Genomic DNA, 26,354 nt, shown 5'->3' on the forward strand with positions numbered 1-26,354 from the left:
TAAGTCGTCGGCAGCGTCAGATGTGTATAAGAGACAGGCCCCGCCGACCGCATATGGCTCCCCATCGACTCGACCCACACCCACCGCCTGCACCTGCACGAACTCGCCGACGCCTGGCCCCGCCGCACACCCTCGCCGCACGACGAGAACCAGGACTCACCCATCACCCTCGGCGGACAGATCATGCTGCCCGCACCACCACCGCTGTTCGAGCACCAGAGCTGATCCGATGCTGGTCAAAACACTCGGGGCCGGCTCGGCAATGGTCGTGTTCCTCGTCGTCGTCATCGCCGCCGTGGTCACCACCGTCGTGATCTACGGCCAGCCCGTACACGGGGCCGGGTCGTCGCCGGGCGCGCAGAGTACGCCCAGCCCACTCGCCCGTGCCGATATCCCCTCGGATCTGCTGGTGCTCTACCAGCAGGCCGCCGCCGATTGTCCCGGCCTGGACTGGTCGGTGCTGGCAGCGATCGGGAAAGTCGAAACCGACCACGGCCGCTCCACCCTCCCCGGCGCCCAAAACGGCGAGAACTTCGCCGGCGCGGGCGGACTCATGCAATTTCTGGCCCCGACCTTCGACGCCGTCACTACCCGCCACCAGCTGCCCGCCGGCGGGGCGAGCCCGCACTCGCGCTACAACCCCAGCGACGCCATCCACGCCGCCGCCTACTACCTGTGCGACTCCGGCGCACCCGCCGACCTACACCGAGCGATTTTCGCCTACAACCACTCCGACACCTACGTCACCCAAGTCCTCGACCAAGCCGCCCACTACCGCGCCACACCCACACCCGACAACGCCGATTGCCACGCCGCAAGCGCGGCCGATACCGCTGCCTCGCAGGCGATCTCGTTCGCTTGCGCGCAGCTCGGGCAACCCTACGTGTGGGGCGGCAACGGGCCCGCCGACGGCGGCTGGGACTGCTCCGGGCTCACCAAAGCCGCCTACGCCGCCGCCGGAATCACCTTGCCCCGCACCACCTACGACCAAGTCAACATCGGAGTCCGCATTCCGGAGAACCAGTTACAACCCGGAGACCTCGTCTTCTACGGCACCGCCGCCAACGTGCATCACGTCGGCCTCTACCTCGGCGCAGGACACATGATCCACGCACCCGACGTCGGACAGCCAGTACAGATCAGCGCCTACAGATACGACGGCGACGACTACTACGGCGCCGTCCGCCCCACCGCGCGAATCGCTGCCACACCCGCAACGCGAGGTGGTGCCGATAGCTGACCGGTACACCGCAACAGCCCACCACGCTCTGCGCGCGATCGCCCACTCTAACACCGCGTTTCGCACCGGGTGAGCAACCTCACCCGCCCCTCGGCCCTACGTCACTCCAGCCCCACCCACGCCCGCAAGAACGACAGACCAGGAGGTCCACCATGACACCCACTACCGCCCCCACGCACCGACGCGCTCGCACCCGCTGCGCCGCCCCCACTCTGATCTGCGCCGTTGTCGCGGCGGTCGTGACCGCTGTGTCCGTACTGGTCTGCGGGGCGGCCACCGCTACTCCGGTATCGGGCCCAGCGAGTTGTCCCCGATGGACAGCCGTGCTCGTCCCAGGCACCGGGGAAGCCCCAGATGAGCTCGGGGGGATGCTCGCCCCGATCGGAGCGGGCCTTCGCCAGCACTACGGCTCCGACATCGAGGTGCGCACGCTCTCCTACCCGGCCTCGGCGGTCCCGTACGGCACCTCCGAAACCGCAGGCAGACAAAACCTGTCGACGCTTCTGCGCGGGTTGTGCTCGTCCACGCGGGCAGTGCTGGCCGGATACTCTCAAGGCGCCGACATCGCCGGGGACCTCGCCACCGAGATCGGCAACAACCGCGGCCCGATCGCCGCGTCCCGGATCAGGGCGGTCGCGTTGATCTCCGACCCACGCCGCGACTCCGACACCCCGCAGCTCGGGACGCCATCACCCGGCGAGGGCATCGCCGGCCCCCGCCAGCACGACTTCGGCACACTCACCAACCGAGTCCGCACCCTCTGCACCACCGGCGACATCTACTGCTCCACCACACCGCAAGCCTCACCCGCCCTCGCCGCCCTCGGCCACGCCTTCACCGGCACCGACCTTCCACCCACCAGCAACGACACCGCCACCACCCAAAACCCGGACCAGACCACGACTCCCACAACGGCCCCGGCGACCAGCTCGCCAGCGGCCCCGGACTCGGGCCTGGACGCGGCGGGTTCCTTCGCCGGGCTCGATCCGTCCGAAATCATCGAGCAGGTTGTCACCGTCCTCTCCGGACTGTCCGGATTCGCCGCAGACCTACCCGCGATCGGCAACGACCTCGCTCAGCTGCCCGCGTTGATCGCCAACGGCAACCTTCCCGGCCTGCACCAGATCTCGGGAGACCTGAACAATCAGTTCGCACCGCTGGTCCAGATGGCCGACCGGATCGACCTGCACCTGGTTGCCCGCGCCCTGGCCCTCGCCGCCCCGCTCGACACCTCCGGGTGGACCAACGTCGCGGCGCAGATCGTGAACATCCTGGCCGGCCTCGACATCGCACGCCTCGCCACCGACATAGGCCAAGCCCAGGAAATCGCCTGGAACGCAGCACAAAAACTCGTCACCGGCAACCCGGCCGGGGCCGCACTCGCACTTTCGGGGCTCGTCCCGGTCGCCGCCGACCTCGCCGCCGCCGCGGCGAGCGCGTTGACCGGGAACGCCGGCACTCATCTGGCCGGGCTCGCGCACACCTTCACCGCCACCACAACCCCCGACACCAGCACCGCCCTCGCCGACCTCGTTCGCCAAAGCGGCGACGCGACCCGATTCGCCACCTCGGGCGTGCACCAGAACGGCTACACCACCGGCCTCGGGCAAGCGCTGGATTGGCTGATCAACCAAATCGACACGACCAAATGAGCAGAGGCTTTATCCGGACTCACATTCGACAATCGCTGATACCGAGGTCATGCCCAGATCAGGAGTAAGCGGCGTGGTCGCGCAGACCCGCTATCCACGTTTCGGCAGGAGGTCGCCGAGATCATCCACCAGATGAGCGACCTCGTCCGGAAATTCCTCAGCCCATGTGGCTAGAAAAGCGCCCGCAACGATGCTGCCGGCCTGGAAATCGAGCTCATCGCCGATCTGTTCCCATATGACGTGCCGGTCCCAGTTGGTCAGGGCTCGTTCTTGTACCACCTTTTTGACGCGCTCCTGGTCATGCGTGGTCAGCTGCAATCGAAGTGCAAGCTTGGGTGAAACCACCTCCAGCCGTTGCATGACCCGATCGAGTACATGTGCCTCTGGCAAGCCATCACCTGGCAGACAAAAAATGAGGTCACTCTTGCTCGCCCGCTCTGCTTGGTCGCCGTCGAGAACGCAAACCGATGTGAACTGCCTGGTCGGGTCGAGGTTGTGCTGTTGGTGGACTTGGATTGCAGGATCGGCCCCGCCCATACTGTGCACTTTCACCGCCTCCAGCTCGACCCCGCCATGAGCCCGCAAGGCCGTGATGACCATCGTTTCGGCGAACTTGTCTTCTACGAAGATCGCGAGTTTGGCATCGATCTGACCGGTGATCGTGCGCAGCGCTCGGACGTCGAGTTTTCCCTGGAGAACCTCGCCGTCGTAGGCCGCCCAGATACCCTTCGGTGGCAATGGGGCGAGCGCGTCGTTGGAATGGGTCGTGAAGACGACCTGGCAACCTTTACGTTTGGCCACACCGATGAGGTACTCGACCATGCGTCGTGTCGCGACCGGATGCAGGCCGTTCTCGATCTCCTCGATCAGAATCATCGAACCGTCCTGGGCCGCCTCGACCTCGGCGACGATCCGGATGACGCTGGCCTCGCCTGCCCCGAAATGGAACTCGGTGTACTCGACGTCATTTTGCGTGCGACCCGAGAACAACGTGACGTTACCAGCCTGGTCAACGTAGAGCTGTTCGAAGCCGTGAACCGGCTTGCCGAGTATCCGCGCGACGTACGCAGCTACCTCCGGGTGCAGCTGCTCCTGCTTGAGTGCCGAAAATGCCGCCCTCGCAGCCTTCTTGAGCTGGGCACGCTCTGTCGCCGGGAGCGTGCGATCCACCCCGAAGACCTTCACCTCACGGTCGAGCACGGAGTCACGACTCCACCGGTACTCCTTGAAACGCGCCGTACGGGCAACAGTTCCTCGGGGGCTCAGCCCCTTATCGATCACCTCGTATTCGATCGACCAGTTCTGCATGCTCGCGTCGTGCTTGCCCCCTTTGGCGAAGAAGCGCCCAGGCGAAACACTCTTGTATGCCAAAGCAGCAGCACCGAGCACAGTGCTCTTGCCGCCGCCGTTCGGACCGACGACGGCGGTGACGGGAAAGTCGAAAGTCACAGTGCGATCGGTGAATCCGCGCACTTTACGCAGGGTGACCCGCTTCAGATACTTGCCGTAACTTCCCTTTGAGACCTTCTCCTCCAAGCCGCTGATCTCACTCTGACGGATCTCGCTCCGGTAGTACTCGTCCATGAACTCTCCTCGGGCGCGACCAGCCTCTGCCAGGTCACCGGCAACCAATCTCCCCATCTTTCCACCGCCAGACAATACGAACAGCACCGGTAACCGAATGCTGTGCTAGCTAGATGATGCCTGGGGCGAGTATCGATGGGTGCGGCACGCCAGGGGAAGCGCCTCCCTCGGGGGTCGACACCGCGGTCACAATGCAGGCACAGGGTTGATCGAGGACAGAGCGGACCTCACCGACACGCAACTCCAGTCACACACCACGCAAGTCGTCCGTCGAATATCGCATCAAACGAATGCCTTCCTCCTATCGGTCAAATAGGCGGGTCATTCGGCCGGTGGTGGGGCTGCACCGGCGGGACTGCCGACGGAGGCGCCGCACGGTGGGGCCGCTCCGGTGCCGACCGGTGACCGACCCGGGCGCGGGCTGATTCGTGGATTATCGCGTGTCTGGTTCCAACCTGTTGTCGCACATGTTCGAATGCAACAGCGTTCGGCCCGGATCGGATGCGGTTGCGACGCGGCCGATCCCGGGCATTGTGGCGCGCACCGAAATGGCCAGTGGGGCCGAGAAGGTGTCCTTCTCGGCCCCACCGGCCATCGGGTTGGGTTCGCTGCGGTCAGCTGGTGGCAGTGTGCAGGGCGTGGGCGAACGGGCCCGGCAGGTGGGCGGCGCTGTTGAGCCTCCACGTCGGCAGGTCGACCGCCGGTCCGGACACGGTCCCGGCGACGGCATGGTGGCTGGCCACGGCTGTGGCCGCGTGGTCGAAGTCGGGATACGACGTCCCCGTCAGGGGCCCGCTGGTGACCTCGATCCGGCCGGTGCCGGGGTAGAAGCAGGCGTCGGTGCGCAGTTTGCGGTACACGGTGAACACCGCCAGCGATTGCGGCAGCGAGGTGGGCGCCGCTGCGGTGAGGTGGCGTACGGCTTCCTCAGCGATGGCTCCCCACAGTTCGAAACTGTCGGGGGTGTGGGTGGAGGTGTCGAACACCTCGTGCAAGGCGACCGCGAGAGCGGCCTGGCTGGCGGCGGTGTGGGTGTGGGCGTTCATGATCGGTGAGAACCTTTCTCGAAATGTGAGGCGAACGGAATCGGTTCGGTCTGGTGGGTGGCGGTGCGCCGGTGCCGTGTGGCGGGTGCGGCGCACCGCCACCGAGGTCACTGGCCGGGAGCCAGCGCGAACTTCTTGGGCCGGGTGCAGGTCTGGCGGGCGGTGCCCAGCGTGGTGAGTTTGACCAGCGCGTTGTGTACCGCGCCGCTGCTGCGCCTCAACACTTTCCCGATCTCGTGCGGCGTGAATTCCGTGCCGGGAGAATCGCGCAGGTGGTCCTCGACTTCCCCGCGCAACGCGCCCGGAGCCAGCCGCTGCGGTGACTCCTCCTGCGCCGCTGCCACATCGGGGTCACCGATGGGGGTATCGGCGGCGGCTGCGGCGGTTACGGTCCCTGTGTGGGCTGTTGCGGCGGGTTCCGGCGGTGCCTGCGTGCCGGTGGCGGGGTCGGGAGCGGTGGGGGTGTCGTCGGCGGATTCGGTTGCTGTGGGGGCGGTGTCGCTTCTCGGCTCGGTCGCCGCGTCCGGTTGCGCCGTGTCGGGTGGGCTCGTCGTCTCGGCCGGGGTGACCGGTTCGGCCGGGGCGGTGGGCGACCAGTGTTCGGCGGCGCGGGGGTTGTCGGGGTCGCGGTCGCGGCGCGCGGCACCGGCGGCGGCCCAGCCGGACAGGATGCGCCGGGCGGTGGAGCCCGCGATTCCGGCGATGCCCGCCAGTCCGGTGGCGGTGTTTCCGGGGGATTCGCACAGCGCGGTCCACAACGCTTTCTCGCTGTCGGTGCGCAGTACCGGCGCATCGGCTGGCGGTTTCGTGGCCGGTGCGGGCGTGGTTTGGGCGGTGTTTTTCGCCGCCCGTTTCGTGGTGTTCTTCTTTCGTGCGGACATGACAGTTCCTCCCTGAAAATTGGGGAATTCGAGGGAATTAGCGGGTGTGCGGATCATGTCCCGGCCGGGACAGAAACCCCGCCGTATCACCCGATTCCGGGCCGATGCGGTGGTGTTCCCCGTCTATGAACGCTCGATACCGGTGACAATGTCAAGCGGTGCATAGGAAAATAACGCGATCAGAATTTCTTCTCGTGGTTCCGGGCCGGAATTTCATTGTTGGAGTCGAATTCGACTCGTCTCGACTTTCTCGCCATTTCTCCCGCGATAGCAGAGCGAAGCCGCCACCGCCGGTAAGGCGGTGGCGGCACTGGCGGCGGTGTTGCCGAGGATGGTCAGTCGAGTCGGAACTCGTCGAGGCGCGCCAGTTCGGTGTGCAGCTCGCTGAGTCGTTGCAGTGCCTCGTCGATGTCGCGGGCAGCGAATTCGGCGCGCACACTGTCAGAGTCCGGGAGCTGCCGCAGCCGCAATGTGACGGCCATGGCGGCGAGGGTGCGTGACAGGACCTCGGCTCGGTCGGCCAGCGCGTGGCTGTCTTGTCGCACGAGATCGCTGGTGTGGGCGCGCTGGAGTGCGTAGAGCGTGCGCATCTGCTCATGCCATCGCTCACTCGCGCCGTCGGCTGGCAGCAACTCCCACGGCAGGACCCAGACGCGTCCTCTCCGCGCGCATTCAACCTCGCACTCGTGGAGGATGCCGTGCCGACAACGCAAGGTGGTCACCACCGCCCGCAGATCGGGTGCGTCGACGTCGATGACCTCGTCCCCCAACTGGACCGGGCAGTGGGCACCGCGCACCGTGCCCGTGGATTCGGATTCGGCAACGGCTATCGAGTCGGCCGGTACTGGGGAGCTATGTCCGGCAGGTGCCGGAACGGGTTGCGGGGCTTCGAGGTCGAGCAGGAACGGGCCGCGCGGGGAGATCGGAATCATGGCGGCCATGTCCGGGGAGCGCAGATCCGTGGTCCACTGGGCGAGGTCGCCGGCGAGGCCAGGGACCTCGATCTCATTGCCTCGGCTGTCGAGGAAGGCGTGCGCGTCGAGCCCGCCGTAGGGGGCCCAGTCGAACTCGACATAGTGCACGCTCGGAGCGCGGCGGCCGATCTCGGTGACGACCGCGGCGAGGGCGGCCTCGGTGATGGCCCGTTCGCGGGCCGGGCCGCCGGGCATCGCGTGCGCGGCGTCCAGGCGGGCGTGGAGATCGGCGAGGGGATCGGTGGGCGGGTGCGTGGTCATGGTGGTGAGTTCCTTCCGTGCTGGGATGTTTCGTCTGGCGTGGTGGGTGCCGGTCCCCCGCCGCCCCTTTGGGCAGGGCGGCGAGGGTGGACGGCGTGCGGGTCAGCGATGCGAGCGGGCGGTGAGATAGCGGCGGGCCTCGATCAGAGCGGCGGTGGCGCGGGCGGTGGCGTGGATGACCGGCAGGATCAGGCACCCGGCCGGTCCGGGCCGAAAGGAGTCGATGTAAGGCGAGCGGGGCTGTCCGTCCCATCCGGGTTCGTCGCCAGGCACGATCACGTCGTAGACGGTGGTGTTCACCTCGACCGTGATCCGGTACTCGCCCTCGGGAAGCTCCTGCCACTGGCCGGGCGCTGCCACCGAGGCCAGCGCGAACACCTGAGCGGCGATCGTCGCGGCCGTGACGACATCCTCGCCGGTGACATCGGCGGCCCAGCGGTCCACACGCATGATCTCGCCGGTGAGCTGGTCGTGGAGGTGGTCGGCCCAGTCGCGGCATGCGCGGCAGGTGCGGCGGCGGCCGGTCGGGCCCAGCGCGTCGCGATCTTCGAGGGCGTTGTCCGCCCGCAGGGCGCACACCAGATCCCCGACGGAGGCGGCCCGGTCGCGGGCATCGCGCAGCTCGCTCACCGCGACCTCGTCGAGGTGAGCGGGGTCGAGGTCGTAGTCGTGCAGGTCGTGATTGCGGTGCTCGGTCATGGCGGGGTGCCTCGATTCGTGTGTGGCGGTGCTGGTTTCCGTTGCTGTGTGCGGTGCGGGGGTGGTGCGGGCCCAGACGACGGGCAGCGGACCGCCGGTGGTGAGGTGGGCGTCGAGGGCGGCCATGAGGTCGCTGGTGTCGCGGTAGAGCTCTTCGAGCCGGTCGTGATGGTCGGCGGCCTCGCTGGCGCGTTCGATGCGGTGCTCGTCGCGGTTGTAGGCGGCGATCGCCTCGGCGACGGTGTGGCGGATGGCCCGGAACTCGGCGAGGGTGTCGTCGGGGTCGAACCTGTCGCGGGTCATGGTGCGAAACTCCTTGTGATCGAGGGTGTCTCGGTGTCCCCCGGGCGCGGCGCTGTACCGCGCCCGGGAGGGAGGGGGTCAGGCGTTGCGTACAGCGGTGACGGCGGCCTTGGCGATCGCGGCGGCAGTGGCGGTCGGGTCACCGATCACGTGCACCGTGGTGTTGGCCAGCGGGCGGCGGTACTCGATGTCGGGGGCCAGCCACAACACCGCGCACCCGGTGGCGCGCAGCCGATCGATCCGCTGTTGGGCACGGGAGCGGCGGGCGCCGCCGTAGTAGCCGTCGGAGATGATCACCAGCAACCTCGTGTTCTCCGGGCGAGACAGCGCGAGCGCGCCGTCGAGAGCGTCGATCGCGTCGTCGAGTGCCTCTTCGGCGTCGGGGCACGTGAACTCGGTGACCTTCGCGGGTGCGGTGCCCGGGTAGGTGATCGGCGAGACCCTCGAGCCGAAGGTGACCGTGGCGGTCGCGGCGGGCATGGTCGCGAGTTCGGCGGCCTGGGCGATGATCCAGGCGGCCGAGGCGGTCGGTGCGGCGTAGGCCGTCATCGACCCGGATACGTCGCAAGCGATGCCGACCCGCAAGGGCGGGATCGGGGTGGCGCGCCGCGTGGTGCGGGTGAACGGCTCGGCGGTCGGTATCGCCCCCGCCGCGCGCTGGGCCTCCCGTGCCATCGCCCCCCGCATCCGCAACCGGCCCGGCGGCACCGCCGAGGTCGTTTTCACCACCGCACGCTCGCGCTGGCTGGCGCTGTTCAACGCGCGAGCCAGCACCCGCGCCGCCGACCGTTCATCCTGCTGCGGTGCCCGGGTGCGCCGCCGCGAGGGTGTCCGGCCGAACACGCGCCGCGCCACCTTCTCAGCAGCAGCCTCCACGGCGGCCTCGGCGCGCGCGGCAGCCCGCGCGGCGTCGGCTGGGTCGACCGGAATCGGTTCCGCCTCCACGGCCTTGCCGATGTTGGCGACCGTTTCGGCGATCGCGGCCGACAGCACCGACTCCGGATCGGGGTCGGCATGCGGGTCGGGGCCGACGATGTCGAGCCAGCGTTGCCCGAGTTCGAGCATGCGTGCGGCGTCGTCGTCGGCGGTGACGTGTGCCTCGCGCCAGATCGCGCGCAGCGCGTCGAGTTTCGCGGTACCGAGGATCTTTTCGGCAGCGGCGGCGGCCGGACCGCACTCGCTGGGTTCGAGGATCCCGCCGTCGACTCGGGCCAGCAGCAGGGCGGCGGTGTGGGCGGCGGCGTAGTCGGTGGCGGGCAGGGACGCGGCGGCGGTCGGCCCGCCGGTGTCGCCGATGATGATCTCGGTGGCCGAGGCGCGCAGCCAGTGCCGGTCATCAGGGCGGCGGCGCACCTGGGCAGCCTCGATCCGAGACTCTTCCAGCAGCAGCGCGGCCTCGACCACCGCCGGATTCGCCACCGGCGGCGGAGTCCAGCGGGTGTGCTGGGCGTGGGCGCATTCGTGAGTGAACGCGCCCCACACCGCCGCATACCGGGCGCGGTCGGCGAGGCGGTCCGGGCGCACGGTGAGCGGGTCGACCTTCAGCAGGTCACCGTCGAGTTCGATCGCAGCGCGGGCGGGGAAGAACACCGCCGGGTGCCCGTGGGCGGCACCGGGGGCGATGGTCACGATCAGGTCGTCGCGGTCGGCGATCGGAGCGGCCTCGGCCGTCATCGCGGCCGACAGCGATTCCCAGCCCGCCGTACTCGGCGGTGTGGCGGGAGTGGCGGTCGGGTCGGAGATCACATGGGAAGTCATGGCAGGCAGTACCTTTCGGCGGGCGGGAATGGCGGTGGTGAGGGTCAGATGCGGGGGCCGAGCGCGAGCGGCTGGTAGGCGGTGCCGAACACCGAGCGCACCACGGTGGCGACGATCTCGCGGTCGTCCTCAGGCGCGGTGCCGACCAGGTTCGCCGCAGCGGTCGCGAGGTCGGTGGCGGCGGCAATCTTTTTGAACGCCAGCAGTTCTCGCAGTTGCGGAGCCCACCCGATCTCGCCCGCGCTCTTGCGGGTGGCCAGGTTGCGCGCGACTTTGACCGCTTTCGGTTCGACTCCGAGTTGTTCGGCGAGGTCGTAGTCGCTGCCGACCTGCACCTGGAACGCGAACCGCGACGAGAGCGCATCGGACAAGATCGCCCCGTGCACGCCGGGGTTGTGCCCTGCCACCACGAAGAACCCCGGCTCGGCTTTGACGACCTCGCCGCCGTGGGCTTTGATCACGATCTCCTTGCGGCCGTCCATCGCCGGGTACAGGGAGGCGAGCACGGTCGGCGGGATGAGGGTCGCGTCGTCGACGAACAGCACCCGACCCTCGCGCATCGCCCGGACCAAGGGCCCGTGCACGAAAACGAAAGTGCCATCCGGATTTTGGGTGTACTCGCCCACGAAATCGGCGACCGTGGTGTCCGAGTCGCCCTGCACGGTGAGCAGGTCACCGTAGGCGGCCTCGATCAGCGAGGTCTTGCCCGTTCCGGGCGGCCCGTACAACAGCACCGGAACCTCGGCGGTGCGCATGGTGCGCAGCACATCCACATCGGTGCGGCCCGCGAGCTTGCGCAGGTGGTAGTCCTGACCGTTCGGGCGAGGCACGGTCCTGCCCGATACCGGGGCGGACGCGGGGGCGCTGGGCTTGCCCTTACGGGGGCGGGTGGCCGGTTTCGGTGCGGGCGCGGCCGGAGTGGGAGCGGTGGCTCCGGCGGCAGCGGCTGCGCTGTCGGCGGTGGCGCGGTAGCGCAGCGGTTTTGCGCTGGTTTGTTCGGCCTGCCCGGCAGCGGTGAGGGTTTTCAGCGCGTTACCGACCGCCCCGGACGAGCGGGAGATCAGTTTCGCGATCTCGCGGGGGCTGTATTCGATGCCGGGGTGATCTGCCAGCACCCGCGCCACCATGCGGCGCAATTCACCATTACCCAAACGGGTGCTCGTCGCGGGTGCGGTAGCGGTAGGGGAAGTCATTTCGTCTCCTATTTCGGACCCTATTCGAATGCGCGCAGCCGCCGCGATTATTGACATAGCGGTGGCGAGACCGTCATTCGGATTCTCGGAATCCCCGGAATTTCCCGGGAACGAAACGACGCTAACTCGACTCGCTGTGCGCGCACAACCCCAAAGCCACGCAATTTCCGAGAATTTTTCCGAAATCAGGCGGAATTGGCGGCGCAATTCGGGAACGAAACGCGTCACACGCGGCCGGCCGATGCCCATCAACAAAGGAAGGAAACTGCCAATTTAAAAAGCAGTTGGCAGCGGACAAGAAAGAAAACGAAAGGAGGTATACGCCAGGGATAAAGCGTTGAGGATGCGGGGCGATATGTCGGCCGCCGGAGCGCCGAGGATCATGTACCTACGTTTCTGGGGTATATGATCCTGGGCCGCCCCGACGCGTCAGAGTGCGCATCTACCAGCACGTTTACCGCAGCAAGGTGGGCTGACTTGAGCAACCCACCGAACAACCCCCCGTATAGCCCCCCGCATAGCCCCCGGACCAACTTCGCAGGCAATGGGACGCAAGCAACGCAGAAGTACGAATGCATCAACGAGGCCGCGATGCCATTCTCGAAGCACTCGAAATTTGCATTGATTTTTGATTTCACACGCATCGACACGCCCGCAGAACGCGCTTCGAAATCCGAAAAAATCGACCCATTCATATTGTAGGCCACGATTTTGCGCCGCAGTCAATTACGCCATTTGACACGATCTCCTCGTCGCGCCTTCTCGCGTGGTATTCAACTCTTCCGATTCCGCGTTCTCGAACGGCCGGAGCGGGCGGTGTCGTATGATTGCTCGCCGGCGGGGGGCGGTTGTCGAGGTATCGACTGGGTGGCGGGATGGTTCATCTCGTTGTGTGCTGGAGGTGGTGGAGGAGTTGTTGTGTTTCGCGGCTGGGGGTGGCGTCGATTTCAGTGAGTTTTCTACTGAGGAGTGTGTAGGTGCGGGTGAGGGCGTCGTATTCGCCGAGTTTGGCGTGCAGGCGCAGGATGTCTTGCCAGAGGGCTTCGTTGTAGGGATCGGTTTCTGCGGCTGTTTCGAGCATGTTCAGGGTGGTGCGGGGGTCGGTGGTCACGGTGTGCGAGGCCAGCCATCCCAGAGCATTGAGTGCGTCGCGGCGCGCGGCTTCGCGCATCGGCTCGATCCAGGGCTGGCTCAGATCCAGGGCCAGTGGCGCGGTGGCGATGTCGATGATCCGCTGGCATGCCGCCGCCCGCTCCTCGGTGGTGGCGGCGCGGCGCCGCGCGGCGACGGCCCCAGTGAAGTCCCAATAGTCCACCCGCACGTGCGCGGGATCGAGGCGATAGCGGGCGCGGCCCTGGGTGGCCTGCACGGCGGTGTGGCCGTCGGTGCCGGTGGCCGAGCCGAGGGCGATGCGCAGGCGGCTGATCGCGTTGGTGAGCGCGTTGTTCGGTTTGGCGGGCAGATGCCCGGACCACAGCGCCTCGAGCAGTTCGTCGCGCGTCATTCCGCCGGGATGCAGCCCCAGCACCGCCAGCAATTCGAGGCTCTGGGGCTGCAGCCGGCCGGTGATCTCATTGCGCGGGGCGTCCGCCGCGTCCAGCCACAGTTGTGTCGGCCCGAACAGCTGCACCACGAGAAGATGCCCGCCAGCGGTTGCAGGCGAGGCGAGCATGGGATCTGGCGCCACAGCGGGCTCGTGGCGCGAGGTGGTGTCGCTCTGCTCGCCGCGCGGCAGTGGCGCCAACCGAGCGTGGCGCGCAGCAGTGGGGGCGGTCGCGGAGGAGTCGGCTCCATGATCGGTCGAGGGTGACCGCAGCTCAGGCGGGACATCGTGTGCGGGCGAGGGAGCTGATGGGGAAGGGGGCTGCGCCGCAGCGGTTGTGGCGCTATTGGTGTCGTGTCGGTTCTGGTGACCGATGCCTGCGCGGCCGGTGCCGGGGTGGTTGGGGAGGTCGATCCGGTAGACCGTGGGGCGGGTCCCGGGGCGGCGGCCGAAGAGGTGATGTCGTGCTGGGGGGCGGCCGTTCCGGGTCTCGATGGATGTTGGCGGAGTTGGGCGGAGCTGGGTATCGATCGCGGTGGCGATGAGGCGGGTGACGGGCAGGAGTTGGTTGCGGCGAGTCCAGGGCAGGGAGCGGCGAAGCAGCGCGGCGCCAATCCCAGGATCGGCGGGCAGATAAGCCATGATCGGGAGCCCGAGCTCGGTCACGTAGTCCCCGCCGGAGTCGGGGTCGATGAGCAGGACCGCGCGGCGACCACCAGTGGCGGTGAGTTCGAGGATCCGACGCCGGGCGTGGGCCGGGTTGTCTCGGCCGGCGTGCACGACGAGCAGGCGAGCGTCGGCATGGTCCAGGATCGAGGCGATGGCCGAGCCCGGCTCCGGGGCCCCACAGTCCGCAATCACGATCGCACCAGCACGATTCCAGCTCGGTAGATCTCTGGTGGGCGGACCGTGGTAGTCGCCGGTGAGTAGCGCGGCGGTCCACGCGGAACGGGGGCCCCGATCAGGTCCGGGTGGCGAGGCGAGAAAAGCCACGCCACCGGGCAGCAGTTGAACGTGCTCGGTCCACTCCAGTGCCCTCGTCGGGGTGCCGGCAGCTGCAGCGCGGGCCATGCTCGCCAGCCCCCGGTACGGGTCGGCTCCGATCGCATTCGCGAGGCGCCCGCCCGCGGGGCCGGCTTCGACGATTACCGCAGGATCGGGTCCGGGCCAGGTACGTGCGAGCGCGACCGTGGTGGTTGTGACGCCTGATCCCGGTGCCACTCCCGCCACAGCGATCAACAATCCGCGACCCTCGTCATGACCGGAATGTGGTGCGCGCGAACTCATTACCACCACACACAAACAACGTCGGAGTTCGGCGCTGCGGCGGGCAGGCTCATCGCCGGGCCAGTGGTCTGCGTGGAAGTCATCCTTGCTCCTGGACGTGGCTGATCAGCAGGCCGCCGCCGGGGCCGGGAATGGTGTTGACCACCTGGAGGTAGTCGACACGGCGGCCGTCGGGGTGCAGCTCGACCAGGTGCGCGGTCGCCGTGTTCGTGGTGAGCGGTGTGATGGCGACACAGTGGGTGGTGCCCATCGGGATCGAGGCGATGCCGTCGGCCAGTCCCTGCTCGGTGATTCCGGTCTCCGAGGTGACGAGTTGTATCGCCTTGGCGGCGGACCGCTCGATGTAGTAGTCGGCTTCGAAGGTGGCGATGAGGCCCGCGATGGTGTCGGTTTTCCCGGCACGAGTGGTCACCACGGCTCCCGACAACCCCGCGCAGGGGCCGCTCGCCGCAGTGGCGGTGGAGGCCGGTGGGCCTGCTGCGGTCGCAGACACACCGCTGACGTGGGGGCGGTCCTCGTGACTGGCGTGAGTGGCGGCGAGCACGCCGGCGATCACCGCGGCGAGGGCGGCCAACGCTGCCCACCCCCGGGGCGGAAGTCTGCGCCCGCGCCGACCGATCGCCGGGTGTTCGAGGCTGGCCTCCGGTGACGGTGGGCTGAACCAGTCGGGCTGGCCCGATACAGCCGACTCCACAGAAGCAGCAGCTGACGCCGGGCCGTCGAGTTCGAGCTCGAGTTCGTCGTCCGGCGGGATCGACTTACCCCACTCCTCGCCAGAGCTACTGTCGTTGCGAAGCAACGCATTTCACCCCCTTCGTCGGTTCGGCTTCGGGGCCTGCCCGCGTCCGGTTGCAGGGGGTCGCCGGGCGCGGGCAGGTGTCCCCCCGGAGGGGTCAAGCGCGCGCAGTATCTGCGCAGGGCATGGGTTCGTGGCCGTCGCCGGTCGGGGCAGAGAGTGTCTCGCCGAGGTGGGCGAAGGCGTCGGCGTGGGCCTCGGTCGCGGTCGCGAGGTGGCCGCAGTTGTACTCGCGCCAGCTCACGTCCGCGCCGCGTTGAAGGTAGGCGATCATCGTGCGCCGTCCGGCGGTCACGGGAACGATTTGGTCCTCGACGCCGTGGTACAGCCGCATCGGCACCGTGGGGGCGGTGTGGGCGAGGGTTTCTTCGGCCAGCACCCACCGCCACACCGCGTCGTTCCACGGGTCCGGTCGGCGGCACCAGTGCGCCAACGGCTGGCGATACCAATCCAGCAAATGCTCGACGGTCAAAGAGTCTGCGTGGGCGACCAGCTCCCGTCCCTCCTCAGTGAGCACATCCAGCAACGGCAGGTGTGGGTAGGCGCGCGCCAGACCGATCACCCCGGCTACTCCGAGCGCCGAGTACGCGCCCGTGGCGACCGTGTGGGCCACCGCGGCGAGATCGGAAACTACCGCTCCCGCGCACAATCCCCGCAAGTCCAGCTCCGGGGCGTACTCGGCGTGCAATTCGCCCGCTGCTGCGACCGCGCGGCCCCCATCGGCGTATCCCCACGCCAGCAACGGAAACCGGGCCTTCTCACTGTCGCCGGCGTCGTCGCCGGCGAGGTCGGGGACCAGGCGCGCGGCGCGAGCCAGGTCGAGCACGATCTGCCCGCCGGCACGAGCGGCTAGGAAGGTGTGTGGTCCCATGCCGGTGAGGCCGAGACATTCGCCGTCGGGCACCGCGACCACCCATCCCCGCCTCAGCGCCTCGGCGAGCACCGCGATATCGGCGGTGTCCGGGTCGGCCCCGACGACCAGCGAGCGAGACGGCGCGCACGGGCCACCCAGACCCTTGAAAGCCGGGTAGTACACCAGCATCGCCTCGGGGCCGGTGTCGGTATCGGGAATGATCACGATTCCCGAGGCGGGGATCAGCGCGCCCTGGGAATCACGCGAGACGTACACGATCTGCCAGGCCGCCACCGCGCCGGGCAACTGCGCAACGAACGCCGGCCGCATCCGGACAAGTTCTCCGGGAACATGGTTCCGATCGAGAACGGGTGCAGTGTAGAAATCGGACATCAGAACCTCAATTTGTGAGTGGATTGATTTGTGGCACAGGGGTTGTCGGGAGTTATGGCGGGCACCTGCCCTGCCCGCCGGAGGTGGCACCCGATGGGGGCGGGGCATCTCAGGCTGGTTGGTGGTGAGGGCGGGAGAGGTCTTCGGTGAGGTGGTCGAGCACGTCGCCGATCGCGGCGCGGGCGGTTCGGAAGTGATCGGCGTCGTACTCGCGCCACCCGACCCTTCCGCCGCGGGAACGGAAGTCGCGAGCGAGGCGGCGGCCGAACTCGACCGGCACGATCGCGTCCCTCGCCCCGTGATACAGGTGCAGCGGTGCGGCCGGGACCATGCTCGCGCTGAGGAGTTCATGGGCGAACACGTGCTGCCAGACCGGGTCGTTCCAGACGTCGGGCCGCTCGCACCACACCCCGACCGGGTGCCGCCACGTGTCACAGAACCGCACCCGGTTCGACGCCTCCGCCTCGACCACCAGGCCCCGGCGCGAGTCCTCGGTGAAGATGTGACGCAAGGGCAGATGCCGATGCGCGTGCGACAACCCGACCAGCGCCGCGAGCCCGAGACCCGCCCACGCGCCCTGATTGACCACCCGCAGGATCTGTCCCGGATCGGTGACCACCGCCCCGGCGGCGATCCCGCGCACATCCAGCTCCGGCGCACAGCTCGGTTGCAGGCTGCCCGCCCACACAGCGGCGCGGCCCGCGTCGCCGTAGCCCCACCACACGATCGGAGCCCCCGAGGCGTCCAGCGCGGGGATACGGGTTGCAGCACGAGCCAAGTCGAGAATCACCTGCCCCGCCGCGCGGCCGGCCAGGAACGTGTGCGGGCCGTGCCCGAGCACCCCGAGCCCTTCTCCGTCGGCCACGGCGACAATGAATCCGCGTGCCAGCGCGGCCCGGATTTGAGCGCTGTCAGGTTCAGCGCCCGCGGCCAGCAGCTGAGACGGCGCGCACACTCCTCCCAAGCCGTGGAAGCTGGGCTGATACACCAACACCGCACCACCGAGATCACCGGCACTCTCGGGAGCGATCACCGTGCCAGACACCGGGATCGGCCGGTCATAGGAATCACGCGAGACGTACAAGATCTGCCACGCTTCGCCCGCACCGGTCAGCTGCGGGGCAGGACGCAAGCGCAGGATGACCCCTGGCTGCTGCTCCACCACGGCAGGCGGGGTGTAGAAATCGATATCGGTACTCGTGGCCTCGGTCACTGATGGCCTCCGGCGAGGTCGTGGGCCACCGCGACCAGCCACGCGATCCCGGAGCCGAGCTGACCGGCGACGGCGTAGCCATCGTGAGCGGCGACCGTGCCGGCCAAACGCGCCCACACTGCCGGATTCGCCAGATCGCCGTTGTCGGCCACCAGCTGCCCCCACGCACCGGCCAGCTGTCCCGCCAGCTTCACCAGTTCAGCGGGATAGGCGGCAACGGTCGCGGTGATCTCGGTCCAGCGCTGCCCCGCCTCAGCCGCCCGCTCGGGCGACGGCGCAGCAACGCGCGGATCGGACGCTTCTATCATCCTCTGCGCCAACATCTTTCGAGGCATGTAATCGACCGTGGCGGGACTGACGGCGACGTCATCGAGCACGATCGTGGTCCACGCGGAACCCAACGCCCGCGACAGCAATTGATGCAGGCTGGCGACAGCGCCGATCGGGTTGGACAGGTCGGCTTGCGCGGCGATCAGGGCACCGATCCGCAGCAAGGCCGCATGCTCGGGTGCCGAGCACGCCAGGTCGCCCTCGGCACAGATATCGAGGACCCGCCCAGACAACGCCCCATACTCGGCGTCGTCGTCGGCTATGCCGCTCCCGGACGCCGGTGGCGCGCCGAGCTGCACCGTGGACACCGCCGCGCCGCTGGTCCCCGGGGCTGGATCCGGCGTGACCTGACCGGGCCGTCCCGGCAACACCGGCCCGCCCGCACGGCGTTCCGGGTTCGCGTAGAGCGCGACCGCCGCGACCTTGTCGGCCGGGACCGTGCCGTTCCCGGCACCGATCGCTCGAGCAAGCTGCGAGACCGCTTGCGCGCCTTGTGAATAGCCAACCAATGCCAGCTCGGTCTGCGGGCACTGGTTCACGATGCGCTGCGCCTCGGTGGCGAGGTCTGCGATCACGTCCGCGACCGAGCGGGCGTAGGGCTCTGCGCCTCCCCCGGCTCCCGGTGCGCCGCCGAATCCCGCCGCGTACGGCACATATGTGTGCCCGACCAGCCCTGGGGCCGCAGCGGTCACGGGACCGATCAGAGCGCCGAGCATGCCCGTGTCGTCGGTACGGGACGCCTCCGGGGATGACTGCCCGGTGCCCTGTACCCCGAGCACCCACAACGCCGGGCACCCAGGATCCGGTTCCGGTGAGGCTAGGGCCGGCACCGGCATCGCGACCGCGATCGCGGCGAGGAAGACCAGCAGCGTTGCGGCGGCCGTGCGTGTGCGTCCGCAGGTCCGGGTCATCGTTGGTCAACTCCGACTGCGGCCCCGAATCCCATCCCGACGGCACCGCCGACCAGTGCGCCGGCGACGGCGGCGGGGGCTCCGGCGATCAGCGCACCCGCTGCCGCCCCGGCTGCCGCGCCGATCGCGGTACCGGCCACGCCGGAGGTGATGGTGCCGATCACGGGGACCGTGACGACGGTGCCGACAGCGGCTCCGGCGATCCCGCCGATCGTTCCGCCGATGAGGCCGCCGACCACCGCTCCGGCTGCTGCGGCCGGGGCGGCGGTGATCGTGGCACCGATCGCACCGCCGATTCCGGCACCGGCGAGGGTGGCCCCGCTGACCCGGTCCGAACGTCCTGGCGGGATCCCGATCGAGTCCAGCGCGGTAGCGACTTGCGCCTCGGCCCCGGCGGCCGTGTTGTTGATCGCGTCGCGGACCTCATCGGGCACCCATGGTGGCGAGGGCACGGAGAATTGGCCTACGCGGATCTCGTCGGGAGGCGGGGCGATCGGCGCGACCGCGGCAACGGGTTCGGGCAGGTGCAGATCTTCCACTTGGACCGGAGGCACGGGGTCCGGAGAGGGCGCGGGCCGGGGCGCGGGTCCGTTGCGCACCGACGGCGGTTGCTCGGGGTAGGCGGCAGCTGTGGGCGGTGGCGGTGGTGGCGCGGGGGTGGTGGTGCCCGGTTGCGCCGGGGTCGTCACGCCGGGCTGATTGACTATCGGCCCGATGGTTGCGGCGTTGGCGTCGGTGGCCCCGGCGAGGATCACCAATGCCTGCGCCGCACCAACCACGAGGACGACGTGACCGCCCCGCGCGAATTTCGGACGGCGCACGCCTCGGCGCCCGAAGCCGCCGGGTCGTACCTCGTGCTTCGAGGCCAGGGCTGGCTCGAAGGAATTGCGTCTGTTTCTGGGCATGCGAATAACCCCCTTCTGAAGGAAGGAAATACCGAATCAGGTAATGCGTTCGAACAACGCAGAATTAACGCGGGCCTCCCGGCGGCTTCGACGCGCGTCCGGGAGGCTCGCCGCGATATCCCGAGGTCAGAGGAAAAACAGGGCCAGGTTCAATGCCTGCGAGGCGATTGCCAACACATTCGACACGAGAGCGGCACCGGCATTGAGCCACGTAACTACATCGTATGGATCCATAATTTTCCCTTTCCATGGAAGTGAAGGTGCCTACCCATCACAACCCCGAGAATGGCTCCCACGCCAGACTCTCGACAGGGAAAAATATTGTTACCACAAACGCCCCCCTCATAGGATCACCACAGCGACCAGCGCCGATATCGTGAAACGGGTAGCAGTTGTGTGCATCGAAGAATTTTTCGATGCCCTTCGGTCGGCGCGCATGGCGCACGCCACACGGCACCCGGGAGCGAACGGGTCAGCTATCTTCCCGCGACACAATGTATTGCCTTTGCGGTTGCTGGCGACCTTTGGTAGAAAGAATTATCTCGGGGGAGATAAAAGGTTCAACCACCGTGAGTGGATTCTGCCGATTCTTGAGCGAAGGGGAGGACGTGGCTGGGATTACGGACGCGACGGCAGGCTCGCAGCGCCGGGGGCGGCGCGTTCGCGGCGGCAGTCAGCTCGCTGTGGAAATGCCGGACCTCGGGCGTTGGGCGCGGCAGCTGAGAGCGCATCATGGGCTTTCCCGCCCTGCGGCGGCTGCCCGCCTCCACCTCAGCGTGGACACTCTCAAATCGATCGAGCGCAACTCGGCCGCCGCCCCGTCGGCGGTGACGCTGGACCGGATCACCGCCGGTTACGACCTGGGGCCCGCGCAGCAACGCTTCACGCGCGAACTTGCCCAGCCCGCTGTACCGTTGCGGCCGGTCGGTGCGTTGCGTGAGCTGCTTGCCGTACCTGAACAGCAGGCTCGTCTGTCGCGCTTGGGGCGCGAGGGCCTGGCCTGCGCGTTCATCGATCCTTTGTGGAATGTGGTCGCCGCCAATGAATCGTTCAGCGAGGCATTCCCCGGCGTGGACGACTTCGATGGCAACCTGGCGCTGTGGCATTTCCGCCGCGACACCTCCACGGCCACCTCAGCATCGATCTTCGTCTTCGCAGACCGGGCATCCGCGTTCTTCACCGCCACGCTGCGCGGTGCGCTCGGTCGCCATCGTGACGCTCCGCAGGCCCTCGCCCTCCTGCGGCGCCTGCGCACCACTGCCACGTTCACCGCCGCCTGGACCAGCAGCCTGGCCGTCGCCTACGGCCGCAGTCCCGACGAGCACATTCATCTGCGCGACGCGGGCACCGGTGAGCCCTATTCGATGAGCGTGCAGCTCGGCGCTGTTGCCGGCTCCCGCGACATGCGGCTTTGTCTGGCCTACCGGTTGCCCTACACCGGACCGGCGCTGTCCTGATCGGGCATCGGCCGGAAGGCTCGCGCGGGGTCCGTGCTGGTCATCCGGTGAAAGGCCCGCGCGGTGGCCGGCCATGCGTTGGTGACCTCACCATCAGCGCGTTTGAACCAAGAGGGCACGCCGGTGGGCCACACGGTGCGGGCCAGCTGGGCGTCGAGCCAGGCTCGATAGGCCGACATCGCCGTCGTGGCAACTTCGATCGGTGTGCCCCACCGGTCGGCGAGGGCGATACAGGCGGCGATGTAGCGTGCTTGATCCGCCTTCAGAGACGGATTGGAGTTGGCCGGGGTGAAGCTGTGAGGTCCGGCGATGAGGAACATGTTGGGGAAGCCCGGCACCGCCAACCCGAGAAACGCCTCGGGGCGTCCGGCGATCCATCGGTCGTGCAGGTCCATGCCGCCGCGACCCCGTATGTGCACGCCTCCCAGCAAGTCCGACGCGCGGAAACCGGTGGCATAGACGATCACGTCGGCGCGCCGGTGAGTGCCGTCTGCCGTGCAAATGCCGTCGGCGGTGATCCGCTCGATCGGGTCGGTCACCACCTCGACGGTGGGGCGCATCAGCGCGGGATAGTAGCTGCTCGACAGCAGGATTCTCTTCTCCCCGATCCGGTATCGCGGTGTGAGCGCGTCGCGCAGGACCGGGTCGGGGACCTGTCGCCTCAGATGCGCCCGAGCGATCCACGTCGCGGGCCGAGCCGACCAGCCGCCGCGCATGATCGGCGCCAGGACCGCGTCGGCCCCGCGAGAAACACCCGCCCGATAGATCTGGTGGGCGCCCGGGACATGGCCGAGCAGCCACCGCGAGACTGGACCGAATCGCTGCCGGGGTTTGGGCAGAATCCACGCCGGGGTGCGCTGGTACACCGTCACCGAGGCGGCAGTGCGCGCCAGCTCCGGAACTATCTGCACCGCTGAGGATCCGTTGCCGATGACCGCGATGTGGCCGGTCAGATCGGCGTCGTGATTCCACCGCGCGGAGTGGAAGGCACGGCCGCTGAAGGTGTGCGCGCCGGGAAATACCGGGTACGCGGGGCGGTGCAGCTGCCCGACCGCCCACACCACCGTCCTCGCCCTGAGCGTCTGGCCGGCGGTGGTGGTCAGGGTCCATATGCCGGTCGCGGCGTCGAAGTCCGCGCCGGTGACCGGCGTGCCGTGGCGCAGATGCGCGCGCAGGCCGTGGCGCTCGACGACCTGGCGCATGTACTGAAGGATTTCGGCTTGACCTGGGAACCGGATGTCGGTGTCTCGGTAGGGCGCGAACGCGAAGGAGTACAGGTGCGAGGGCACGTCGCAGGCACAGCCCGGATAGGTGTTCTCACGCCAGACCCCTCCCACATCGGCGCCGCTCTCCAGCACGAGGAAATCATCGATGCCCACCGACAGCAGTTCCGCGGCCATGGTCAGCCCACCGAACCCGGCGCCGACGATGACGACCTCTGTAACCCGCCCAGACCCCGAGGCAACAGGCCGGCCTCGGAGGCCGGCCGTCCGACCAGATTCGTTCCCGCGCCTCGCTCCAGGCAGCGGGTTCTGCCCAGCCCCTGTAGGGGGCGCTGTGCGTCGTCGGTAATTGTCGGCTGTGGTGTCGGCCATCGGAAACCTCGAATCAAAGAGCGGCGGCCTTCAAAGCCGTCGGGGAATGACTTGCCTGTATGCGAATCCACTGCGCGCACGCAGTGATGAATGGCCGAGTTTCACCGGTCAGCAGAAATGATCAGTCCGCCGATACCACCACGACACGAAACTCTGCCTCGTGAAAACGAGGATTCAGCCCGAATACCTACCGAGTCAATAACCAGAAATTGCCCAATCTGGGCACAAGCCAGAGATTAATCGTTCACACTGGGCAATTACCGACCCTGGTGCACCCAATGACCCTACCGCTTGTGGGCCATCGACTGACCTCTTTCCGTTCTCACCCGAACCGGTCATGAGTTGTTCAGCGCGGACCGAATACACGAGAAAGTGCCCTCGCAGGGCATTTACTCGCCCCATAGATGCCCTAATTGGGCACCCGTTCCCCGTTGACACCCGACTCACCACCGGGCGAAGGTGAAAAGACAATGACAGCGAGCCGGGCGGGATTGATCGCAGGTAGCTCACGAGGATCGATCTGACTTCACAGTGCCGTGGGAGAGCCCGCCCTTATTTCACCCGAAATTCCATCGCCGTCACCGAACCGCGTTCCGACAGCGCGGATTGTGATCGACGCCAGTTACGGAGGGGCTCATGAAACACCACGGTGGCTCCGCTCCCGGGCCGCGCATGCCGGACTTCTACGACTGGCTCCAACGCGCGCGCCTGCACCTCGGGCTCTCCCGCGAAGATGCCGCCAAACGCGCCAGCATCAGCACCTCCTACGTCAACCGCATCGAGCGAGACCACGCCCACCCGGCCCGCGAGGTGGTAGAACGACTGGCACGGGCCTATCAGCTGAATCCGTGGCAGAAGCGCCACACTTTCGATCTGTGGGAGCCTTCCGCGACACTGCCGCCCACCGCGGACCTGCGCTGCCATGTCGACAGCCCCGCCGTCCAGGCCCACCTCGACCACCTCGATACCCGATACATCGCTAGCGCCTACCTCACCCCGTTGTCCACTGTGCTGCAAAACAATCGAACCTTCGGACAAGCTGTGCCCGGCTTGGATGACTGCGACCACAATCTCGCGCTCTGGTTCTTCACCCCCACCGCCCGCCGCGTCATCGACCATTGGGACCACGAGGCCCACGGCTGGGTCGCCGTCATCCGTGCGATGCTGGGCCGATACCGCGACACCCCGCAAGCACAACAGCTGTTACGAAAGCTACGAGCCTCCAACGACTTCCAGCGAGTATGGGAGAGCAACCACCTCCAGGTGTCCTACGGACGCCGCGCCGCCACACCGATCCGTCTGCATATACCCTGCGCCTCGACCCCCGTCGCGATCGGCCTGCAAGTCACCGAGTTCGGCGACCGCACCGATTTACTCGCCGTCTACGGCATGGCCGAGGCCGCGGCCATTGCATGCTGACACGTCGCGGGTTCTCCTTCGATGCGGGCTGCGCGATTCGGGTCAAGTCGACGGCTTCGGACACCATGTGCAGCGCGAGCGCGACAGGCACGGGGCCCTGCATCGTCGCCATGTGCGTGTCTATCAGCCGCTCGAACATGGCGCCGCTGAGCCGAATCGGGCCCATGATCCACACCTCGGCGGCTCGCTCCCAATCGACGCCACCGTCGATGCGCGGCACCTCCACCCCGCAATCACGTTCAATGGCCGCCGCGATCGGATCGAACCCGGCCGCTGTGATCGTTCGTCGTGTGTCGATTTCGGAGACTGCGAACAGCGCTGGCATCCACCCACCAGGTCGCGACCTCTCCGCGACTCCGCAGCGACGTCGTTCGGCCACGTAGCGGCCCAGATACCTGCCCACCATTTCCTCGGTCGGCCCATCGGACCATTTCACGACCACAGACCAGCGCCGAATTCCCGACCGACACCGCAGCCCCACAGCGAATGCGCAACCCGGCCACCGACCCGCTACGTCACGGGCCACCAACCACACCGCAATCGGAGCGAACCGACAGCCGTTAACGCGCGCGGCATGTTTCATATGGCATTTACCTCCGGTGATCGTTGGATTGGAGGACTCGCAGTCCTGAGTGGCTGTCGGTCAGATCGAACGGTCAGCGCGGGAACGGTCGCGGCTTTCCGCAATCACTTGCTGCTGTTCGTCTCGCACCGCCGCCCACACCCCGGAGAACCGCGGCCAAAGCTCTTCTGCTTGCGCCACATCCGGGTATCCGGGGCCTCGATAGGACATCAGGACCCGGCCGTCCACTTCGCGGATCGACTCGACCCGTGCGGCATGGTCGAGCACATACCATGTCACTTCGATTCCGTCGACAATGGTGTGGCGAACACTGTCCGGGTCGATGCCGTCCATGCGGCATCAACTCGCGGACTCGTTGCACAAACGATCCAGCACGTTATCCATCAACGGCTCCCAACGAGACGATCAGGCGCGCGAATCGGACATTACCGGTACGACGCGATCGCTTGGGCAACGTGGCACTGACAGTCATGACTCTCCAATCAACTTGCAAGCGAGCGGGTTCAGCGACGTCCGATGAACTCTTCGACGGGCGATCGGCGCGGGCGAGGGCGTGGTTGTCACGGTGTTCGGTTACGACGGCGAGAATCCCAGGTCGGTCTTGTCGTTCCACGTGATCGAGTTGTCGACGTTCCATGAATCCGTCACTGCCGCAATCAATTTCAAGCTGTTGATCAGAGCTTCGACTGAATCACTGCCCGACGCGGCCTCATCGAACGGATCGTCGTCTTGTATGCCCTCGATCCGCACCGGAGCGCGCCAGGTGGATGAATCAACCTTGTACGGCAGGCCGATCGAAACCAAGATCGGCGACCCAGGCCCTCGTCGCAGCTCGCGCTGCGCGATGAACAGCTGGTTCCAACCTGCCATCTCTGCTCCCCATTCATTCACTACTGACGATCTATCGAAGAGGTGCGGCGCTGCACCAGGGTCGGCTCGACACCGGGGGCGCCAGCTCCACCGCGCGTGCGTGGCCGGGTCGTGTTACACGTCATGGGTGAGCGCTCCGATCACCTCGGCGTAGGCAGGGAAATCACCGACCGTGGTGGCGGCGGTCGGCACGGGCCCGCGCCACCGGCGCCGCGATACTCCAGCGGTCGGCAACGCGAGCTCGGCTCCCGGCCCGACCGTGACGATCGACCTGGTCTTGGCACGCCTGGCCAACGCGAGCAGGTCGTCTCCGGAGGCCGGCGGGCGCGTGAGCAGCACCCACACACCGGGGCCGGACCGGTGGACCAGAGTGACGATCGGCAGATACCCGTGCAGCCGCCCCACCGCAGGCTCAGCCATTTCTTCCGGGGCCATGATCGCCCGCACCCTGTGGGTACGGATCGTCAGGGCGCGAGTACGCGGCTCGTAGAAGCAACTACCGAACAACCCCTCATACAGGCATCTCTCGTCTTCCCGCGTCGTTCGAAAACCACTGGGAGAAGGCTGCTCCGGCAGAGCGCTCGGGTCGGTGAGAACGGTGGACATGA

At 67.6% G+C, this 26,354-nt stretch carries 21 protein-coding genes; 4 read left to right on the forward strand and 17 right to left on the reverse strand.

The window, feature by feature from the left end; all coding sequences use genetic code 11:
• Nucleotides 1-229: 229 nt before the first annotated feature.
• Complete coding sequence (locus C5E41_RS14260; protein WP_104376324.1) at nt 230-1,240, forward strand: C40 family peptidase; 1,011 nt, start codon at nt 230-232, stop codon at nt 1,238-1,240.
• A gap of 152 nt (nt 1,241-1,392) precedes the next feature.
• Nucleotides 1,393-2,892, forward strand: coding sequence for a cutinase family protein (locus tag C5E41_RS14265; RefSeq protein WP_104376325.1), 1,500 nt, complete (start codon nt 1,393-1,395; stop codon nt 2,890-2,892).
• Nucleotides 2,893-2,982: 90 nt separating this feature from the next.
• Here the strand turns inward: C5E41_RS14265 and C5E41_RS14270 are convergent, their stop codons facing one another.
• The 13 genes from C5E41_RS14270 to C5E41_RS14330 form a co-directional block, all read right to left on the reverse strand.
• Nucleotides 2,983-4,476 carry an ATP-dependent nuclease gene (locus C5E41_RS14270; RefSeq protein ID WP_104376476.1) on the reverse strand — a complete coding sequence of 498 codons (1,494 nt, stop codon included), beginning with the start codon at nt 4,474-4,476 and terminating at the stop codon, nt 2,983-2,985.
• Nucleotides 4,477-5,090: 614 nt separating this feature from the next.
• Entirely contained in the window at nt 5,091-5,522 is a 432-nt protein-coding gene (locus C5E41_RS14275) for a hypothetical protein (protein WP_104376326.1), read from the reverse strand.
• 107 nt (nt 5,523-5,629) lie between these two features.
• Nucleotides 5,630-6,403, reverse strand: coding sequence for a hypothetical protein (locus tag C5E41_RS14280; protein WP_104376327.1), 774 nt, complete (start codon nt 6,401-6,403; stop codon nt 5,630-5,632).
• A 335-nt stretch (nt 6,404-6,738) separates the two neighbouring features.
• A complete protein-coding gene (locus C5E41_RS14285; protein ID WP_104376328.1) occupies nt 6,739-7,638 on the reverse strand; it encodes a hypothetical protein in 900 nt (299 codons plus the stop codon).
• Between the two features lie 102 nt (nt 7,639-7,740).
• A complete protein-coding gene (locus tag C5E41_RS14290) occupies nt 7,741-8,640 on the reverse strand; it encodes a hypothetical protein (RefSeq protein WP_104376329.1) in 900 nt (299 codons plus the stop codon).
• A 78-nt stretch (nt 8,641-8,718) separates the two neighbouring features.
• Nucleotides 8,719-10,398, reverse strand: coding sequence for a VWA domain-containing protein (locus C5E41_RS14295; protein WP_104376330.1), 1,680 nt, complete (start codon nt 10,396-10,398; stop codon nt 8,719-8,721).
• Nucleotides 10,399-10,442: 44 nt separating this feature from the next.
• Nucleotides 10,443-11,591 (reverse strand): ATP-binding protein, encoded by a 1,149-nt coding sequence (locus tag C5E41_RS35735; protein ID WP_104376331.1) that lies wholly within the window; start codon nt 11,589-11,591, stop codon nt 10,443-10,445.
• An 880-nt stretch (nt 11,592-12,471) separates the two neighbouring features.
• Complete coding sequence (locus C5E41_RS14305) at nt 12,472-14,421, reverse strand: AfsR/SARP family transcriptional regulator (RefSeq protein ID WP_104376332.1); 1,950 nt, start codon at nt 14,419-14,421, stop codon at nt 12,472-12,474.
• A gap of 79 nt (nt 14,422-14,500) precedes the next feature.
• On the reverse strand, nt 14,501-15,220 hold the full coding sequence (locus C5E41_RS14310) for a hypothetical protein (RefSeq protein ID WP_146097546.1): 720 nt from the start codon (nt 15,218-15,220) through the stop codon (nt 14,501-14,503).
• A gap of 94 nt (nt 15,221-15,314) precedes the next feature.
• Nucleotides 15,315-16,400 (reverse strand): lipase family protein, encoded by a 1,086-nt coding sequence (locus tag C5E41_RS14315; RefSeq protein WP_181063241.1) that lies wholly within the window; start codon nt 16,398-16,400, stop codon nt 15,315-15,317.
• Nucleotides 16,401-16,572: 172 nt separating this feature from the next.
• Nucleotides 16,573-17,676 carry a lipase family protein gene (locus C5E41_RS14320; RefSeq protein WP_181063242.1) on the reverse strand — a complete coding sequence of 368 codons (1,104 nt, stop codon included), beginning with the start codon at nt 17,674-17,676 and terminating at the stop codon, nt 16,573-16,575.
• Complete coding sequence (locus C5E41_RS14325) at nt 17,673-18,917, reverse strand: cutinase family protein (RefSeq protein WP_258080974.1); 1,245 nt, start codon at nt 18,915-18,917, stop codon at nt 17,673-17,675. Before C5E41_RS14325 ends, C5E41_RS14320 begins: the two co-directional genes overlap by 4 nt.
• Entirely contained in the window at nt 18,914-19,822 is a 909-nt protein-coding gene (locus C5E41_RS14330) for a hypothetical protein (protein ID WP_146097547.1), read from the reverse strand. The genes C5E41_RS14325 and C5E41_RS14330 overlap by 4 nt, the downstream gene beginning before the upstream one ends.
• Nucleotides 19,823-20,511: 689 nt before the next feature.
• On the opposite strand from C5E41_RS14330, the gene C5E41_RS14335 reads away from it, so the two are divergent.
• Complete coding sequence (locus C5E41_RS14335) at nt 20,512-21,279, forward strand: helix-turn-helix transcriptional regulator (RefSeq protein WP_258080989.1); 768 nt, start codon at nt 20,512-20,514, stop codon at nt 21,277-21,279.
• Here C5E41_RS14335 and C5E41_RS14340 read toward each other — a convergent pair.
• A complete protein-coding gene (locus tag C5E41_RS14340) occupies nt 21,255-22,709 on the reverse strand; it encodes a flavin-containing monooxygenase (RefSeq protein WP_258080990.1) in 1,455 nt (484 codons plus the stop codon). The two genes, C5E41_RS14335 and C5E41_RS14340, sit on opposite strands and share 25 nt — an antisense overlap.
• 801 nt (nt 22,710-23,510) lie before the next feature.
• On the opposite strand from C5E41_RS14340, the gene C5E41_RS14345 reads away from it, so the two are divergent.
• Nucleotides 23,511-24,293, forward strand: a complete 783-nt coding sequence (locus tag C5E41_RS14345; RefSeq protein WP_104376339.1) for an MmyB family transcriptional regulator — start codon at nt 23,511-23,513, stop codon at nt 24,291-24,293.
• Nucleotides 24,294-24,936: 643 nt separating this feature from the next.
• Here the strand turns inward: C5E41_RS14345 and C5E41_RS14350 are convergent.
• From C5E41_RS14350 to C5E41_RS33855, 3 genes are all read right to left on the reverse strand, one after another.
• The gene (locus C5E41_RS14350) at nt 24,937-25,209 is read right to left on the reverse strand and encodes a hypothetical protein (protein WP_104376340.1); all 273 of its coding nucleotides are present in this window, start codon (nt 25,207-25,209) and stop codon (nt 24,937-24,939) included.
• Nucleotides 25,210-25,449: 240 nt separating this feature from the next.
• Complete coding sequence (locus tag C5E41_RS14355; RefSeq protein WP_104376341.1) at nt 25,450-25,746, reverse strand: DUF6968 family protein; 297 nt, start codon at nt 25,744-25,746, stop codon at nt 25,450-25,452.
• Nucleotides 25,747-25,860: 114 nt separating this feature from the next.
• Nucleotides 25,861-26,352 carry a hypothetical protein gene (locus C5E41_RS33855; RefSeq protein WP_146099004.1) on the reverse strand — a complete coding sequence of 164 codons (492 nt, stop codon included), beginning with the start codon at nt 26,350-26,352 and terminating at the stop codon, nt 25,861-25,863.
• Between the last annotated feature and the right edge of the window lie 2 nt (nt 26,353-26,354).

It is taken from the genome of Nocardia nova, from assembly GCF_002933465.1.
In the GTDB taxonomy this organism is placed as follows: domain Bacteria; phylum Actinomycetota; class Actinomycetes; order Mycobacteriales; family Mycobacteriaceae; genus Nocardia; species Nocardia nova_B.

Bases quoted from the DNA above. Each gene is read 5' to 3' on its own strand.
- C5E41_RS14260 (WP_104376324.1), top strand. From the start codon at position 230: ATGCTGGTCAAAACACTCGGGGCCGGCTCGGCAATGGTCGTGTTCCTC.
- C5E41_RS14265 (WP_104376325.1), top strand. From the start codon at position 1,393: ATGACACCCACTACCGCCCCCACGCACCGACGCGCTCGCACCCGCTGC.
- C5E41_RS14270 (WP_104376476.1), bottom strand. From the start codon at position 4,476: ATGGACGAGTACTACCGGAGCGAGATCCGTCAGAGTGAGATCAGCGGC.
- C5E41_RS14275 (WP_104376326.1), bottom strand. From the start codon at position 5,522: ATGAACGCCCACACCCACACCGCCGCCAGCCAGGCCGCTCTCGCGGTC.
- C5E41_RS14280 (WP_104376327.1), bottom strand. From the start codon at position 6,403: ATGTCCGCACGAAAGAAGAACACCACGAAACGGGCGGCGAAAAACACC.
- C5E41_RS14285 (WP_104376328.1), bottom strand. From the start codon at position 7,638: ATGACCACGCACCCGCCCACCGATCCCCTCGCCGATCTCCACGCCCGC.
- C5E41_RS14290 (WP_104376329.1), bottom strand. From the start codon at position 8,640: ATGACCCGCGACAGGTTCGACCCCGACGACACCCTCGCCGAGTTCCGG.
- C5E41_RS14295 (WP_104376330.1), bottom strand. From the start codon at position 10,398: ATGACTTCCCATGTGATCTCCGACCCGACCGCCACTCCCGCCACACCG.
- C5E41_RS35735 (WP_104376331.1), bottom strand. From the start codon at position 11,591: ATGACTTCCCCTACCGCTACCGCACCCGCGACGAGCACCCGTTTGGGT.
- C5E41_RS14305 (WP_104376332.1), bottom strand. From the start codon at position 14,421: ATGAGTTCGCGCGCACCACATTCCGGTCATGACGAGGGTCGCGGATTG.
- C5E41_RS14315 (WP_181063241.1), bottom strand. From the start codon at position 16,400: ATGCGGCCGGCGTTCGTTGCGCAGTTGCCCGGCGCGGTGGCGGCCTGG.
- C5E41_RS14325 (WP_258080974.1), bottom strand. From the start codon at position 18,917: ATGACCCGGACCTGCGGACGCACACGCACGGCCGCCGCAACGCTGCTG.
- C5E41_RS14330 (WP_146097547.1), bottom strand. From the start codon at position 19,822: ATGCCCAGAAACAGACGCAATTCCTTCGAGCCAGCCCTGGCCTCGAAG.
- C5E41_RS14335 (WP_258080989.1), top strand. From the start codon at position 20,512: ATGCCGGACCTCGGGCGTTGGGCGCGGCAGCTGAGAGCGCATCATGGG.
- C5E41_RS14345 (WP_104376339.1), top strand. From the start codon at position 23,511: ATGAAACACCACGGTGGCTCCGCTCCCGGGCCGCGCATGCCGGACTTC.
- C5E41_RS14350 (WP_104376340.1), bottom strand. From the start codon at position 25,209: ATGGACGGCATCGACCCGGACAGTGTTCGCCACACCATTGTCGACGGA.
- C5E41_RS14355 (WP_104376341.1), bottom strand. From the start codon at position 25,746: ATGGCAGGTTGGAACCAGCTGTTCATCGCGCAGCGCGAGCTGCGACGA.
- C5E41_RS33855 (WP_146099004.1), bottom strand. From the start codon at position 26,352: ATGTCCACCGTTCTCACCGACCCGAGCGCTCTGCCGGAGCAGCCTTCT.